The organism is Kribbella sp. NPDC104218 (genome assembly GCF_055584105.1).
Genome location: NZ_JBVJMQ010000004.1, coordinates 37,311 through 52,532, shown reverse-complemented (window position 1 = coordinate 52,532; position 15,222 = coordinate 37,311). Strand labels below are relative to the sequence as shown.

The 15,222-nt window shown below is 65.2% G+C and carries 13 protein-coding genes; 4 read left to right on the top strand and 9 right to left on the bottom strand.

Annotated elements, in window-relative coordinates; genetic code table 11:
* Nucleotides 1-83: 83 nt before the first annotated feature.
* The gene (locus ACZ6ZD_RS31310) at nucleotides 84-440 is read left to right on the top strand and encodes a hypothetical protein (RefSeq protein ID WP_465677535.1); all 357 of its coding nucleotides are present in this window, start codon (nucleotides 84-86) and stop codon (nucleotides 438-440) included.
* Nucleotides 437-1,033, top strand: a complete 597-nt coding sequence (locus tag ACZ6ZD_RS31305; protein WP_465677534.1) for a hypothetical protein — start codon at nucleotides 437-439, stop codon at nucleotides 1,031-1,033. Before ACZ6ZD_RS31310 ends, ACZ6ZD_RS31305 begins: the two co-directional genes overlap by 4 nt.
* Here ACZ6ZD_RS31305 and ACZ6ZD_RS31300 read toward each other — a convergent pair.
* The 8 genes from ACZ6ZD_RS31300 to ACZ6ZD_RS31265 all read right to left on the bottom strand — a co-directional run bounded on the left by ACZ6ZD_RS31300 (nucleotide 1,030) and on the right by ACZ6ZD_RS31265 (nucleotide 11,863).
* Nucleotides 1,030-2,052, bottom strand: a complete 1,023-nt coding sequence (locus tag ACZ6ZD_RS31300) for a helix-turn-helix transcriptional regulator (RefSeq protein WP_465677533.1) — start codon at nucleotides 2,050-2,052, stop codon at nucleotides 1,030-1,032. The two genes, ACZ6ZD_RS31305 and ACZ6ZD_RS31300, sit on opposite strands and share 4 nt — an antisense overlap.
* A 488-nt stretch (nucleotides 2,053-2,540) precedes the next feature.
* Entirely contained in the window at nucleotides 2,541-4,220 is a 1,680-nt protein-coding gene (locus tag ACZ6ZD_RS31295; protein ID WP_465677532.1) for a TIGR02391 family protein, read from the bottom strand.
* Nucleotides 4,221-4,319: 99 nt separating this feature from the next.
* A complete protein-coding gene (locus ACZ6ZD_RS31290; protein WP_465677531.1) occupies nucleotides 4,320-5,057 on the bottom strand; it encodes a DUF6339 family protein in 738 nt (245 codons plus the stop codon).
* Nucleotides 5,054-5,848, bottom strand: a complete 795-nt coding sequence (locus tag ACZ6ZD_RS31285) for a hypothetical protein (RefSeq protein ID WP_465677530.1) — start codon at nucleotides 5,846-5,848, stop codon at nucleotides 5,054-5,056. The genes ACZ6ZD_RS31290 and ACZ6ZD_RS31285 overlap by 4 nt, the downstream gene beginning before the upstream one ends.
* A 91-nt stretch (nucleotides 5,849-5,939) precedes the next feature.
* The gene (locus ACZ6ZD_RS31280) at nucleotides 5,940-7,346 is read right to left on the bottom strand and encodes a hypothetical protein (protein ID WP_465677529.1); all 1,407 of its coding nucleotides are present in this window, start codon (nucleotides 7,344-7,346) and stop codon (nucleotides 5,940-5,942) included.
* A 389-nt stretch (nucleotides 7,347-7,735) separates the two neighbouring features.
* The gene (locus tag ACZ6ZD_RS31275) at nucleotides 7,736-8,704 is read right to left on the bottom strand and encodes a PD-(D/E)XK motif protein (RefSeq protein ID WP_465677528.1); all 969 of its coding nucleotides are present in this window, start codon (nucleotides 8,702-8,704) and stop codon (nucleotides 7,736-7,738) included.
* Nucleotides 8,701-11,268 (bottom strand): Z1 domain-containing protein, encoded by a 2,568-nt coding sequence (locus ACZ6ZD_RS31270; RefSeq protein WP_465677527.1) that lies wholly within the window; start codon nucleotides 11,266-11,268, stop codon nucleotides 8,701-8,703. The genes ACZ6ZD_RS31275 and ACZ6ZD_RS31270 overlap by 4 nt, the downstream gene beginning before the upstream one ends.
* 103 nt (nucleotides 11,269-11,371) lie before the next feature.
* Nucleotides 11,372-11,863, bottom strand: coding sequence for a very short patch repair endonuclease (locus tag ACZ6ZD_RS31265; protein ID WP_465677526.1), 492 nt, complete (start codon nucleotides 11,861-11,863; stop codon nucleotides 11,372-11,374).
* Between the two features lie 118 nt (nucleotides 11,864-11,981).
* Here ACZ6ZD_RS31265 and ACZ6ZD_RS31260 point away from each other — a divergent pair, with 118 nt between their 5' ends.
* Both ACZ6ZD_RS31260 and ACZ6ZD_RS31255 read left to right on the top strand, forming a co-directional pair.
* On the top strand, nucleotides 11,982-13,121 hold the full coding sequence (locus ACZ6ZD_RS31260; RefSeq protein ID WP_465677525.1) for a DNA cytosine methyltransferase: 1,140 nt from the start codon (nucleotides 11,982-11,984) through the stop codon (nucleotides 13,119-13,121).
* A gap of 102 nt (nucleotides 13,122-13,223) precedes the next feature.
* Nucleotides 13,224-14,198, top strand: a complete 975-nt coding sequence (locus ACZ6ZD_RS31255; protein WP_465677524.1) for an aldo/keto reductase — start codon at nucleotides 13,224-13,226, stop codon at nucleotides 14,196-14,198.
* Here ACZ6ZD_RS31255 and ACZ6ZD_RS31250 read toward each other — a convergent pair whose 3' ends face one another.
* Nucleotides 14,199-15,083, bottom strand: coding sequence for a LysR family transcriptional regulator (locus tag ACZ6ZD_RS31250; RefSeq protein ID WP_465677523.1), 885 nt, complete (start codon nucleotides 15,081-15,083; stop codon nucleotides 14,199-14,201). It lies immediately after the preceding gene.
* Between the last annotated feature and the right edge of the window lie 139 nt (nucleotides 15,084-15,222).

Sequence of the window (15,222 nt, the reverse complement as noted above, 5' to 3'; positions counted from 1 at the left end):
CCTCCAACCCTGTGGATAACTCCAAAGCTCCCACACCCGCACCTCCTATCCTGAGACCGACGCTCCCAACCGAAAGGACCCCCATGCCCACCGACGACGAGACCCAGCACCTGCTCCCCGACGGCAGCACGGTCTGGGTCATCAAAACGTCCGTCGCCGGCGACCTCCTCCCCCAAATGCTCACCCGCTTCCGCACCGGCGAGACCGAACCCCTCATCTTCGGCGAAGCCGGCCAACCCGAAGGCGTAGTCATCCCCTTCGACCTCTGGCGCCGCCTCGAAGCTCTGGGGATCGAGGAAGAGGGCTTCGACCACCTCTACGAGACAGCTCGCGAGCGCCTCGCCAACCCCCAGCCCTCGATCCCCATCGAGGAGGTCGCGGCCGAGTTCGGCTGGGATCTCAACGAGAAGCTCGACGACTCCGACTTCCGGCCCAAATGACGCAGTACCGCCTGATCGTCCGCCCCGAGATCCGCCGGCACTTCGCGGTCTTGGCTCAGGCGACCTCGGGCCAAGGCCCGGGCGGGCTCCGCACCCGCGAGTACTACGCGCTCCGGCTCGGTATTCAGGCCTTGCTGGACGGCCGCGAAGCGGATTTCGCCGGCAAGCGCCTGACCTACAAGCGTCACGACCTGAGCGACTGTGCCGAGATCAAACTCGCCGTCGTTCCGGAGATGCGTCGCGGTTCGGACCTTGGGCCGTCCCATCGCCTCATCTATCGCGAGTTCGAACCCGACGACGGCGGGCTCCCGTACCGCGAGATTGTCGCCTTCGCGCACCGCGGCAAAGATCGACCGTTCGAGGAGGCTGCCGCCCGTCTCAACCGGAAGGAGGGCGTCCGCCTGCAGTCGTTCCGACAGAGCACAGAGTCAGCTCCGCCGGCGCCGATCCGGCAGGCGCTCCCACCCGACATCCGCGCCGCGCTCGCCGCCGCGGGCGACGTCGCCTCGGCTCGCGGCGCGGCCACTCGGCCAACCGCCGGCGGCTCGGCGTCCGGACCTCGGCGGAGTGATCCGCCAGAACGCAGTCGTTAGCCCAGCGACGCGGCCGCCCGGTGATACCGATCGCCGACGGCGCGCACCGCTTCGGCCAGCTCAGGGGCGTCGAGTACCTCGAAGTCGGCGTCCATCAGCCCGAGCCAGAGCGCGAGCTGATGCGGGTTGTCCGAGCCGAGCTCGACGATGCAGGTGTCGTCGTCCACGATCTCCGGCTCGATCGGCATCGGCATCCGGTTCTGCACGTACATACTGGACGCCTGCACACGAACCCGCGCCCGGTAATGCCACGACGCCTCCCCCACCGAACGCCGAACGAGATCACCAGCGGCCGCCTCACTCAGCTCCCGAGATGCGAACCGCGCGCCGTTCGGCGTCTTGATCCGCATCCGGTCCACCCGGAAGACCTCCCACACCTCGTTGTCCCAAGCAACCAAATACCACTGCCGCCCCCACGACACCAGCCGATGCGGCTCAACGGTCCGCGGCGGCACGAAGTCCGCCCCCTCGATCGCCCCACCGGCGCGCGGCGTACTCCCGCCCTGCGACGTCCCCCACACCCCAGCCGCCGCCTCCGCGGCGTACTCGAACCGCAACCGCTCCCGATCCCTAATCGCCCCCGCCACCGCCACCAGCGCCTCGGCGTCCACCTGCGGCCCACCCCCACCCACCGAAACCATCGCCGAAGCCACCGCCCGCACCCGCTGCCGCAACCGCCCCGGCAACACCTGCTCCAACTTCACCAGCGCCCGAACCGAAGTCTCCTCGATCCCCGCAACCCCACCCCCGGCCCCCGTCCGCAACCCCACCGCAACCGCCACCGCCTCCTCGTCGTCCAGCAACAACGGCGGCAACTCCCCACCAGCCCCCAACCGATACCCCCCAGCCACCCCCGGCCGTGCCTCCACCGGATACCCCAACACCCGCAACCGCTCCACATCAGTCCGCACCGTCCGCGTACTAACCCCCAACCGCCCCGCCAACTCCGCCCCACCCCACTCCCGCCGCCCCTGCAACAACCCCAACAACCGCAACAACCGCCCCGACGTCTCCAACATCCCCCCATCCAATCGCGCCCCCCACCCTTCCGCAATCACCCCCACGTCCCCCCGGACCCGGGTAACGCATAACCCTTCGCCGTGTTCTCACGCTGACCACCGAAGGTGATCGCGGTCGCGGCCCCAGACGGTCCCGGAGGCACCTCTACCTAGGATTCGATCCTGCACGCAGCCGGTAGAGGCGGCGCATCCTGTGATTCTGTGTGTCTGTGGCGTCTCACTTCGCCGACGAAACTCAGCCGAGCCGTCGTGCCGCAAACAACGCCTCCCCCGAACCAACGACACATCCGAACGATGAGCGGTAGCGGTGTCGCTGTTCCGACAATCGCCATCGTGCACAGCCTGCCTCGGATCCTGCGGTACAACACATCGCCTGCAACGGGCCGGCTCGCCGATTCGTAACTCAGGCTGTCGCGAGCAACGACTCAGTAGATGCAATCCCTGCACGTACCGGCCGGTCGATCAGATGTCGTGGTAAGCAGCGCTTGTCAGAGCTGGATGTCGCCGTCGGCAGCTGACGGCAGAATCGCCCGTTCGAAATGCCGGTAGAGGTGGGACAGAATACTGAGTCCATCGAGGCAGTCCTGATAGGTCATGGCCTGAGTCTCTATCAAGCGGGCCTCTTCCTCGTGCGCGACAGGATTCCGAAAGGCCGCCACCACACCGTCCGACAGCTTCCACTGTCCGTTCCGCATGGTCTTGAGCGTCTTCACGTCGAAGCCGGCCATGACGTAGGGGCGGGTGACATCGATCTGAGCCACTTCTTCGCCGGAGAACTTGAACGCATGGGTCACGATTCCTGCGGCATCCTGGTTCTCGATACCGGCCGCTCTCCTGATGTCGTTGACGAAGCGCTTCAACGCCTCCGACAGCGCAGCGTGGAAGTGCCCGGACTCGTAGTATGACCTCGACGTGTCCTGAATAGCGGGGTGCAGATGCCTCCAGTGGAGGTCGGCGTAGTCGGGCGCTATCACCCGAAGACTCTCGAACAACGAGGTCCTGTCCCGGTCATCCATTGCCGAGTCGGGAGACGTCAGGATCGACGCGGCCTGCCCAACGGCGTCACGTTCACTGCTACGGATGGACCCGACCCACTGATTCAGATCGACACCGTGATCCGCCTTGATCTGCTCGGTGTTGGCCTTCCTGCGCGCCGCTCGACGCTCTTGCGACGTCCATCGCAGCAACGACTGCAGGTACTGGTTGAGCTCGGCTGTCAGGTCGGCGTCCCAGCTGATGGAGCGACGGTCCGTCGAGATGACGTCTGCCGACCCGTCGTCGATATAGTCCACATCGAGATATCCGGTGAGGTACGAGTACGCATAGCTCGACTCCGAGACGCCGTAGAACTCTGGCTCGTTCGCCAACCGACCGTGAGCATAGAGCGCCACCCCTCGTTGTTCGGCGGCCACCGGCTTGGACGCAGCGACAATTCGTCCTCTGATCAGGTCGTTCGGGAGCGACGACATGAGTTCCGCCGGTAGGTCCTCCGGGATTCGCCACTCGATGTCCTTCTTGACCCCGTCGAGTCGGGTGTCACGATTGATCGGTCTGCTCGTGCCTCCGGCGTCCACGACCTCGATGTGGAAGCCGTCGTCGACGTACCCGAACAACCTGCCCAGGCTGGCGGACAACTCGCGTGCGTTGACGGGTGTACTGCGTCGAAGGTTCGTCAGCTCGACCCTGGTGCCGTGCAGAAGTGGGTCCGACCGACTACTCGTCAGTCGTGGGTGGTACTCGGCGCCTGTCGCGCTCTTGATCTCCGGCCAATTGAGTGCCACGTGGAGTTGGTCGTCCGAGCCCCGCCGCTTGGTCGTCAGGAGGATCGTTTCGCCGATCCCGAAGAGAGCAAGCTTTCCCAGACCCTTCTTTCCCGCGACGTGCCGCCGGCCGGACTCCGAGTAACCGTCGCCCTCGACGCGGCGGTTTCGGCCGATCCGCAGATACTTCTCCTGGAGATCCCCGAACCCCATTCCGTGACCGTCGTCCTGAACGATCACGGAACGCCCTGCCTCGTCGTCGCGAAGTATCACTCGCACCGTCGTGGCATCTGCGTCGTACGCATTGGCGATCAGCTCGGCCAACGCGTTCGGTAGATGCGAGTACATCTTGTAGCCCAGATGTTCGATCGTGAGCGGATCGAACTGTAGCGTCAGCAGAGAGCTCACCGGGTCATCTTTCGATCGAGCACAGCGGACGGCCCGCCGTCGAACGGGCCAAAACTACCGACCGACATACAGCCACCGCGGATCGGGGCGTGTCGCGACTCATCGGCCGCTCGCCGATTTTTGCCGGATGTTGGTCACCGACTCGGCGACAAGCCAGGTACACCAGTCGGCCAGGGTTCGGTCGTCGAGAGCGCGCGCGTCGACGAACGCAAGGTGACGCCGAAGCCGTTTTGACACATCTCGAATCACCTCCCGGCGTGGGATGTCAGGCGTCGAGCTTCGCACCAGCGCAGCAGCGATACTCCGCACGAGACGAGGGTCACCACCGATCGTCCGACGTTCGAGGAGCTGGTTGAGATCGCTCTCCGTCAGGTACTCGAACAGTCCCGGATCGGTCTCGAAGACGACGGCCTGCCACCAGAGTCGCGCCCAGGTGTGCCGCGTGAGATCGCTCGCGATCCAGCGCTCACCGTTGCGAAAGCCGAAGCGCCATTCGGTCACGTGTGGCAACGGCACCAGCGCGACGAACGACCAGACAGAGCGGCTACCGGCCTCCGCCCACGTGATGTCGACCAGTTGTCGTACGACGGGAGCGCAGGCACGGTCGAAGGCGATCCTGGCGGACTCCGAAGGCGCGGCGGGAAACCCGTAGGCGGACGCAAGCTCCGTCACCGCCGTGGTCAGCGCCGCGACACAGTTCGGGCCGACACGCTCACCGACAGGCGCGTACACCTGTTCCGGATGATGAACAGAGGGGTGTGTGCCGGACCCCGCACGAATCTTCTCGAACTCCTCGACGGCCACCACCTCGGGAAGCCGCGGCCAGACGACGCTCATTCGAATCTCCTCCCCTGACCGCCCGCTCTGACGATTCCGGCCAATGAGGATCTGAATCTGTCGAGATCGTGTGGACCTGAGCTTTCGCCGATCTCGCCACCGGCCAGCGCGTCCGCGAGGCATCGACTGAGGACTTCCCCGACCGAGTCCGGCGGCCAGACGCCCCTGTCGGTCAGCTCCTCCCGCTGCAACAGCGCGAGCTCGAGCATCAACATGCCGACGCCATGGACGAGTTCGTCGACAAGGGCTTGCTGCCGCGTTGTCCGTGCACCGCGCTCGACGGCCTTCATCAGCTCGGTGTCCCGACTGTTGAGCAGTAACCGGAACGTGCCCAGGAACGGCGCGTGCAAATCGCTCGAGGTCTCGAGGTGCCAGGACGCCGAGGGGTGCAGTCTCGTGTGACTGAAGTCGATGCTGTTGACGGGGAACATCGACAGACTTCCCTCGAGCGCGACGTCCTGGCGCTCCTCGAGGAGGATTGCGCCCGGCAGACCGGCGACCCCGATCATCGGCGAACGCGGAGCGTTGGTGATCGAAATGGTCGTCCGGATGCGCAGAGTGCCTCCCACCCTGCCTCCGGGCAACAACGCCTCGACGATACAAGGACCGTCACCGCCGATCGGAACCGGGCGCGCAGACTCACTCATTCCCGAGGTGGAGCTCGTCCACGAGACCGTTGCAACGATCCCCACGTCGGGAGGCAGCTCAGCCTCCTGCCTGAGGCGGACCTGATCGACTGTCAGGACGCGGCGGATCCGCAGGTCCGTGCCGGAGTCCCAGCCCTCGAGCACCTCTGGCAGCTCCGACACCTCGTCACCCTCGACGAGCTGCCACGGCTGCCACTGCGCGCTGCTCGTGCTCGGTACCATGTAAGGGCGGACATCACTCGACATCTGCTGCCTCCTCCACGACCCGGAGCCGAACCATCGCGTCCGGCACATGAGTCGCGAAAACCCACCAGTCAGCTGGATCGCCCGGGCCCACCTGGACCGTAGGGCCGTCAACACCACGATCGTCCTGGGTTCTCCACCCGGTCACCTTCGGACTGGCGGCGCCGACCGGCGGGTCGGATTCACGCCCCCCGCCCTCGACCACGACAGCGACGTCCGCTCGGATCGTCCTCGGCGTCGCCGATGGCGGGACGCTCACCTTGGCCACCAGGTGCACCTTTCCCTCGTGCCGTAGCAGCCGAGGTCCCTCGACGATCCGAACAGTGGCTCTTCCAGGGCCCCCTGATCCGCCACCCGGCCGGGGTGGTTTCGGACCGGGACCGATCCCCGCAACCGGAGGCAGCAGCGATGCCAGACGTGTGGAGAGCGCACCGAGCCCCTTTCCCTGTCCGCCTTCGGCTCCGTCGTCGAGCCCCAACTCGGCATCGACAGACTTCGTGATGAAGTTCCGGGCGCCCTGGACGACTCCCTTGGCAGTTCCGCTCAGCCCCTTCTCCACCCAGCTGTCGTGCGTCGGAGGCTCGGACGCCGCGAAGTACACGTCGGAGTCCTCGGTGGATTTGAAGACACCGCCGTACCTCAGCAAGCCGTCCGGATGCACGCTCGTCGGCAGATAGTCCACGACCAGCTCCGCCACCCTCATCCGTGCAATGTGATGCGAGGGACCCTCGTACGGTTTCGCCAGCTCAACGATCTCGTCCGTCCTGGACGCCGCGGCCGCGAGGCCGACCGCCAAGCTGCCGGCCTTCCTCGGAACAACCGTCCGTTGGTAGACGCGGCTGTCACCGCTCCTGACCTTCACCAAACCGTCCACGAACGGTCCGAGCTCCGACACCACTCGCGGATCGGGTACTTGAAGAATCTCGCCGTCGATGTCGACGGAGAACCGCATCTGCGGGACCGAATCGGTGGGGACCGCTTTCGGCCACAAGTGCCACAGCATCGACGACGCGATGAACAGGCCGGCCTCCCGTACCGTCCTCGGACGAGAGTCGTCGTCCGAGGTGCCGACGTCTGCGGCGATCAGTACCACGTCGGTCCCGGTGCTTCGGTCGTCGAAACCCGGTAGGCGCAGTTGGGCAGCCAGATCTGCCGCGTCGGCTCCGACGTACGGATCTGGAATTCCATCGGCGGCGACGTCGCCCCACCAATGCCTGCCGGTGTATCGCTGGGGGCCGTCGTACCAACTGTTACCGAGGGCCGATCCCATCAGTCTGCGCTCGGCCCGATCCGTCGCTGTGTCGACAAGAATCGCCGATGCCCTGGACAGGCGGTAGAAGATCCCCTTGCCGAACCCGTAGGTTCCCCCGCCGAACTCGTTGTCGTTCGGCTCACCCACGTTCCGTAGGAACTGGACGAAGTCCGCCTTCTCGTCACCGGCCGGCCGTGTTCCCGCGCGCAACGGGCCACCGAGACCGCGCGTTCCACGATCGGAAACGATCAGGAGAACGGAATCCGAGGCCAGTGATCGGTCGAGCGGCAGCTCCGCAGCGGCCTTGGGGCCCGGCAACAGGAGATCGCGCCAGACCGGTGCCGACGGGCCGAGCGTCCGGAGGCTCACGCGGAAGTCTACCGGGCCGTCCCCGGTGCGGGCGTCCCAGCTGTTCTGCGCAGCTTCGCGGACCAGAACCGTCAGCGGATCGAGGAGGGGGCGCCCCAACTGCTTCACGATGCCTTCGGCAGCGGCAGATCCCTCCGGGGCGAATGGCTGGGACCACCAACGGGAGGTCATCCGACGACCTCCTCGGCGAGAGCGCTCAGCGAAGACATCACCGTGAGTGGGACGAGTGCGGATCGTTCGACGGAATACTCAACTCGTCCAACGCCTTCGGGTGCATCGCCTTCTGCGAAGGAACTCCGAACGATTCTGGGGGTCTGCTCCGAGACTCGCACCACCGCGGTAGTGCCGAGCAGGTAGCGCGTGTCGCGCCCGGGGTGGTCGTCGCTCCATCCGGCTGCGGTCAGCCGTCCGACAAGGCCTTCGGAGCTTCGGGCGACACCGGCAAGGTCATCGATCATCTCCGGAACAGTCTTTCCGTCAGGCCCTTCGGTGACCGTCTGAACTACGAGGAACAGCGGTCTGGCGTCGTGTCGAGCCAACTGGTCGAGACCGTGGATCCGCACGGCCTCCGACGTGCTTCCAACGGCCTTGACCTCCACGCAGGCCGTGGGGAACTCGAAGTCGTGCGGTTCGTTCAGCGGACCGCGCCAGGTTGCCATCCCGAGCCCGGCATCAGCCGTCAGTACCTCGTGGAAACACGCCAGTTCGGCGAACAGACCACGCCGCCCCTCGGCAGAAAGCCCGTGGACCGCAGCTGCCCGGAACAAACGCCTCCAGCGCTCCACCACCTGCAGTGTCGCCGCCCGGACATCCCCGGCGTCGTGCGTGGCGTCGAGGATGTCCTGAACAACGCCGTCGAACTCGTAGTAAAGATCGGACCTCAGGCAGCCAACGTCCACGAACAACTGTTTCACGCCACCGAACACCAGCTGGTGCTGCTCGACCGTCAGGGCAGATCCACGCTGCCCCTGAACCGCTCCTGTCTGTTCGACCGGCACGAGTAGATGGCGGGCGCCGGTACGGTCGACGGCCAGGCGGCACGGCGTCCGAGCGATCCGGTAGGACATGTACTCGTCTCCGTCGGTCGGGCTGGAAAGAACTGCCCAACCTCGCCGAAGGGACTCACGTGTCGTCACTGACCCACGTTCTCCGTATCGGTGTCGATGGCCTCGAGATCGTCTTGTTCCACGTCTGTGAGGTCCACGGCGAGGTGCGTCGCCGTCACGCTGTTCTTCTCGGCAGGACTTCCCGGGAAGACCAGTCCGACGCCGATGACCGTATTCACCGCATTGAGTGGGAGGCGGGAGCTGTCGGGTTCCGGGTGGGTCTTCGGACGTTCCGCCGGAGGGCTCTCGGCGTCGATCGGATAGATCACCAGGAGTCCACGGTCACTGACTTTGGGATCGCTGTCGCGCATATCCTTGAGCGAGGTCTCGCTCGGACGTTCGGTTCTGCCGACGGAGGTCGGGAGGTCAAGAATTCGGTCCTGCTTGCTCATCAAGGTTTTGATGTCCGCACGACCGTCCACCTGGTCATCGAGCCGTGCCCGGACCACCGAGGCGACCTCGATCCCGCTACCGAGATCCACCGAGGACCGCCCGGTGCCGGGCACGACGCACACGGACCAGAAGGACAGGCTCGGCGGGTCAGACTCCAGTTGTTTGTCCACATACTTGTTCAGCAGCGTCGCGTCCATGTCCGGAGAGTCGGGATGCACCTGGTACGCCGAGAGGAAGCGCTTCACGACCCCCGCGGGAACGTCCCGCAAGATCACTGCCTTCCCCTTGCTGTCGCGAGTTCCGTGTCTCACGGACTCTTGGACGAGCGCGCGGGTCGCCTCGATGTTGCGCTCCAACCAGTCCTCGTCCGAGGTGTAGAAATACCGGGTCTGCAGGCGGCTCCCGGCGTAGGAAACCTCCGCCGGCTGAGCCGCTCCCATCTTCGCGGTGATGCGAAGGGACGGATGCGTTCTGATCCGAACCGCGACCTGCGTCGGGGTCAAGTTCTGCCGCTGGTAACGATCGATGTCGTCGCGCATCTCATGCTCGACAGTCGCGAGATGCCGGAATGCCGCGGAGAGACTACTGGTCATCCAGATACGTGGCAGTTCCTCGTAGCCCGTTCGGTAACCGAACCAGCGCCCCATCTGCAACAACGTGTCGTAGGCGGTTGCGCCGCGCACGAAGAGACTGACGACAAGACCCTCGAGAGTAAGACCGCGCGACAGTGTGTTCCCGCCCACGGCGATCGCCACAACCGAGTCCTCGCTGTAGTCGAGACGGTCCTGGCTGCGGTAGTTGTCGAGCACGACCCTCGTGGCAGCCACAACACCAGGTAAGTGAGGCAGGACCTCGTCGAACGTCAACGGCTCACGACCGAAGCTCACCGAAGAGACCGCTCCCGACTCGTTCTCCCACCGCTTCCGCCACTCGGCGATGTCGGCGTCGTCACCCCGGTCGAGTTCACGCCGCGCTTGGGCGCGGAGTCCGAGGAGCGGGTCCCTGAATGACTCGTGCACGTCGATCTTCACCGAGGTGTGAATGAGCATCGTGCTGTGTCCGCTGTCGGCGCGAGCACGGCGCGCAGCCGTCGCCAGCCAGAACCACCGGACCGCGTCGATCACGCTGGGCGTCATCTCGGGTTCGAAGTCTGCGGCTGAGGCGCGGCCCATCGGCCTGAGCTTCGGAGTCTCATCATCCGAAACGATGCGGACCATGTCATAGCCGTCCGGTGCCGCATCGTCGGTCTCACCTTCGACCTCGTCACGACCGAAGATCATCTCCGGTCCGAAGTATCCCTCCGGCCGAGGCAGGTTCAGGATGAACGACTTCGGATACAGGTCGTCCTGGGTGGGATCGATGAAAACGTTGGCGAACGGCGTGGCGGTGTAGCCGATGTAGGTGCACTTCGGCATCAGCTTGAGGATCCGTCTGATCAACGGGTTGATCTGCGCAGTTGCGACAGAAGCCTGATCGGCTTCGTCGTCGATCACGAGGACCGGTGCAGCTTTCAACGCTTCCCGGCTGTTCGGCGTATCCAGCCAGCGAACGATCCGCTTCAGCACCGCCGCGTTCTTCTTGGCAACGATCAGGATCGGCTTGCCGGAGCTGAGCAAAGCCGACGCATGATGCGTCGGCACGACGAAATCCTTGGACTCGTCCGTCATCGTCACCCATTGGTCGTCCGTCAGATTCTTCAGCAGCTCGTCGAGCCGAGCCTGAGTCTGCCTGCGCAGGCCGTTGTGAATGCCTGACAGGACGATGACCATCTTGTACTTGACGTCCGCGAGCTTCGCGATGACACCCGTGAAGTTCGTGGTCTTTCCACTTTGGACGTAGCCGACGACCAGCCCCTTGGAGTCCCAGGTGACGAGCTCGGGTCTGGGCGTGTGTGCCACGACGGTGCTCGACGCGTCGTCGACCGATCGGATCCGATCCTCCGGCCACTCCAGTCGCTCGAACTCCCGCCGCACTGCCGGCCAGTGCTGGTCCACTTCCGTGGGGCCGCTGTACCAGTCGTTACGGCCGGCCGCGATGACCGGCGGGCCGCCCGCCTCCACACGCTGAAGATCGGTCAGGAACTGTTCCTGGAAGTCTTCCGCGAGCCCTGGAAGCGACTGCTTGAAGCGATCGAAAGCCGCCGCCACTCCGTGCGACCTCGCAAAATCGGCGAAGACCGTATACAGCCCTGGATCTGACATCTCTTACTCCTGCGTCGATAGCTGACGGACTGTACGCCGAGACCCCTGGTAGCCCATTCGCTCGGAGGCCCATGGCGGCTATATCGCTCAGCCCGCCCGAACGTTACTTACAGTCACCTGGTTCTCCGGTGCCGGTCAAGACCCTGACAATGCGTCGTACTGCGATCTCCGGCTCTTCGTGCTCCCAGATTCGGACGACCGTCCATCCCGACTCGCGCAACCGAGCATCGGTGTCCTGGTCCCGCTCGACGTTCTTCCGCAACTTCTCGGCCCACCAACTTGCGTTGTTCCGGGGGCTGGTGGCGTGTTCGGGACAGCCGTGCCAGAAGCAGCCATCGACGAAGACGACCAGCCGCCGCGAGGCGAAGGTGATGTCCGCACGTCTGCGCGGCATCCCAGGGAGAGGACTGTTGACGCGATAGCGATATCCGAGCCGATGCAGCCTGCGCCGCAGCTCCAGTTCGGGCTTGGTGTCGCGACGCGCCTGTCGAGACATCCGCGCGGAGGTCTGTGCCGACGCCGCAGGGGTGCTCCGCGAGCGCGGTGGCACGTCTGCACATGCGCCGGCGTCGTCGCATGCTCGTTCCTTGTTCATTGCTGTGCCCAACCTCTCACGTCGCCCGGGTCGTGTCCTTCGAATCGCCGGTACAGTCCGGTCCGCGCCGGCGATTCGTCGTCGAGAGACTGTCGGAGGGCCCATATAATCTCCTGCCATGACCCGGGATGAGCACGGTCTACCTCTTAATGTGCACATGGTGGATCTGTTCGCAGGACCCGGTGGACTGGATGTAGCAGCGAAGTGGCTAGGCGTTGCCGCCGATGGCGTCGAGTGGGACGAGAACGCTTGCGCGACGCGAAAGAAGGCTGGGCTGGGCACTCAAACAGGTGACGTCCGTCAGTTCAATCCAGCGAAGTTTCCCGACGAGGAGACGTTCCCGGATCCTCCGGCTGCACGAATCCTCGCCGGAGGGCCACCGTGCCAGACCTACACGGTTGCCGGCAGTGGTGTCGGCAGACGCGCTCTCACCGAGGTGGTCACGGCTGCCGAGAGTATGGCGGCAGGCGGGAACCCGACGGATGTATTCACGGATCTGGATGTGCGGACCCAACTTGTCCTCGAGCCGCTTCGGTGGGTTCTTGAGGCCTACGAAGAAGACGACCCCTACAAGGCTGTCATTCTCGAGCAGGTGCCGGCTGTGTTGCCCGTCTGGCAGACGGTTCGACGGGTCCTGAGGCGGATCGGCTACAGCTGTGAGTGCGGCGTGCTCCGGACGGAACAGTTCGGAGTACCGCAGACCCGTCGCCGTGCGATTCTGATCGCTCGCCTCGATGCCGAGGTCGAGCTGCCGACCCCGACGCACCGCCATTACCGTCGAGGCGTTCCACGTGATCAGGGAGATCCTTCGCTGCTGCCCTGGAGAACGATGGGAGAGACACTTCCCCATCGAGCGACGCCCTTCACCGTCATCTCCAACTATGGAACCGGTGGAGATCCGAAGGTCCGGGGGCGACGCACTTCCGACCAGCCATCTGCGACGGTAACCGGCAAGATCCGGCGTAATCGGGTGCAAATGCCAAGTGGCGAGGTCGAGCGTTTCAGCTTCGCCGAAGCGGGCATGCTTCAAACCTTCCCGCACGACTACCCGTGGTCCGGTAAGGACGTCGCACAGCAGATCGGAAACGCGATCCCGCCGCGACTCGCGGTGCACGTACTAGCGGCGGCGCTCGGCAGGAGGATCGACACCGACGAGCTCGACGTCGCCGTTGGGCGAAGTTGGGCAGACGCACAGACTGATTCGCCACTGATCAGTTCAACAGCAATCAAAACGGATGCTGCCCACCTCCTCCTTTAAGTTGTATCAGGGGCGCATCCCTCGACGCTCAGAAGGCCAGTTGATAGAACTGAGCGAAAGCTCTTGTTGGACAGCCTGGACGTGGAGAGAGACCTTGGGGGTATGGAATTTACTCAGCTTGGGCGGACGGGGCTTCGGGTTGGTCGGATTGTTTTGGGGACGATGAACTTTGGTCCTCATACGGAGGTGGGGGATGCGCACGCGATCATGGATGCGGCGCATGAGCGGGGGATCAATTTTTTCGATACTGCTAATGGGTATGGGCGGTCGATCTATCCGGGGCGGACCGAGGAGATCATCGGGGAGTGGTTCGCGGGGGGTTCGGCGCGGCGGGAGAAGACTGTGCTGGCGACGAAGGTGTATGGGGACATGGGGAGCGAGTGGCCCAATACGAATCGGTTGTCGGCGTTGAACATCCGGCGGGCGCTGGATGCGAGTTTGAAGCGGTTGCAGACGGATTATGTGGATCTGTACCAGTTCCACCATGTTGATCGGGCGACGCCGTGGGAGGAGATCTGGCAGGCGATCGAGGTCGCGGTGCAGCAGGGGAAGGTTTTGTATGCCGGGAGCAGCAACTTCGCGGGGTGGCATATCGCGCAGGCGCAGGAGGTTGCGGCGCGGCGGAACTTCAACGGGTTGGTGAGTGAGCAGTCGATCTACAACCTGATTGTTCGGGACGTGGAGCGTGAGGTGTTGCCGGCGGCGCGGGAGTACGGGCTCGGGGTGATTCCGTGGTCGCCGTTGCAGGGTGGGCTGTTGGGCGGCGTGATTCGGAAGGAGAACGCGGGCGTACGGCGTACCGAGGGGCGGGCCAAGGAGGCGTTGGAGCGGTTGCGGCCGCAGATCGAGCAGTACGAGGCGTTTGCGGACGAGCTGGGTCATGAGCCGGGTGAGCTGGCGCTGGCCTGGTTGCTGCACCAACCTGGTGTCACCGGGCCGATCGTCGGGCCGCGGACGATGGAGCAGTTGGAGTCCGCCGTCCGGGCGGTTGAGGTGAAGCTCGATGAGAAAGCGCTCGCCAAGCTCGATGAGATCTTCCCGGGGCACAAGACGGCACCCGAGGACTACGCCTGGTAGCTAGTGGACCGCGCTGGTGGGGAGCATGCCGATGAGCGCGTCGGCGGCTAGCGACGCGGCGGTGCCGGCGGGGACGGCTACGGAGACTTGCCAGTCGGCGGCACTGCCGGGGGTCAGTGGGACGGTGATGTGATCGCCGCGTTTGGCGGCGATGCGCTCGGGGACGAGAGCTACGCCCAGGTTGTGCGCGACGAGGGCGAGCAGAGTGTGGACGTCGTTCACCTCGATGGTCACCGGGTGGGCGACGCCGGCGGTGTTGAAGGCGCGGTCGGAGATGGCTCGGGCGCCCCAGGTCGGGTCGAAGTCGACGAAGGCCTCGCCGGCGAGGTCGTCGAGGCGGACCGCGCGGGCCTTGGCGAGGCGGTGGTCCGGGGCGCAGACGAGGACCATGGACTCGCGGGAGAGCGGTCTCAGGTCGAGACCCTCGACCGGGTCGCCGGCGGTGGCGACGAAGGCGACGTCCAGCCGGCCGGAGGCGAGCTCGTCGAGCATGGGGGTCGAGCCGCCCTGGCGTACCTCGATCTCGACGCCGGGATAGGCCGAGCGGAACTTGGCGAGTAGTGCGGGGACGTCGACCACGCCGAGGCACTGCTCCAGCCCGACGGTGAGGTGACCGCGGAGCAGGCCCTGGACCGCGGCGACGGCGTCCTTCGCGGCTTCGGCGGCGGCGAGCGTACGCCGTCCCTCGCACAGGAGAGCGCGTCCCGCTTCGGTGAGCTCGACACTGCGGGTGTTGCGGACGAACAGGGACGCGCGGAGCTCGCGCTCGAGGGCGCGGATCGAGGCGGACAGGCCGGACTGGGAGATCGACATCGCCTCGGCCGCGCGGGTGAAGTGCTTCTGCTCGGCCACCGCCACGAAGTGTTCCAAGTGCCTCAGCTCCATGACTAAGAACTGTAGTCGATCGAAGAAAAGCCATTCTCCTGTCGGGGAGATCAGAACGCGCGCGAGAAACCGAGAGAGCGCGATCTCCCGTTCTCACCCAGGTCCCGGCCAGGTGGTCCGGGCGGATCGGTAGGGTGTG

Bases quoted from the DNA above. Each gene is read 5' to 3' on its own strand.
- ACZ6ZD_RS31265 (WP_465677526.1), bottom strand. From the start codon at position 11,863: ATGAACAAGGAACGAGCATGCGACGACGCCGGCGCATGTGCAGACGTG.
- ACZ6ZD_RS31255 (WP_465677524.1), top strand. From the start codon at position 13,224: ATGGAATTTACTCAGCTTGGGCGGACGGGGCTTCGGGTTGGTCGGATT.
- ACZ6ZD_RS31300 (WP_465677533.1), bottom strand. From the start codon at position 2,052: ATGTTGGAGACGTCGGGGCGGTTGTTGCGGTTGTTGGGGTTGTTGCAG.
- ACZ6ZD_RS31270 (WP_465677527.1), bottom strand. From the start codon at position 11,268: ATGTCAGATCCAGGGCTGTATACGGTCTTCGCCGATTTTGCGAGGTCG.
- ACZ6ZD_RS31310 (WP_465677535.1), top strand. From the start codon at position 84: ATGCCCACCGACGACGAGACCCAGCACCTGCTCCCCGACGGCAGCACG.
- ACZ6ZD_RS31305 (WP_465677534.1), top strand. From the start codon at position 437: ATGACGCAGTACCGCCTGATCGTCCGCCCCGAGATCCGCCGGCACTTC.
- ACZ6ZD_RS31260 (WP_465677525.1), top strand. From the start codon at position 11,982: ATGACCCGGGATGAGCACGGTCTACCTCTTAATGTGCACATGGTGGAT.
- ACZ6ZD_RS31250 (WP_465677523.1), bottom strand. From the start codon at position 15,083: ATGGAGCTGAGGCACTTGGAACACTTCGTGGCGGTGGCCGAGCAGAAG.
- ACZ6ZD_RS31290 (WP_465677531.1), bottom strand. From the start codon at position 5,057: ATGAGCGTCGTCTGGCCGCGGCTTCCCGAGGTGGTGGCCGTCGAGGAG.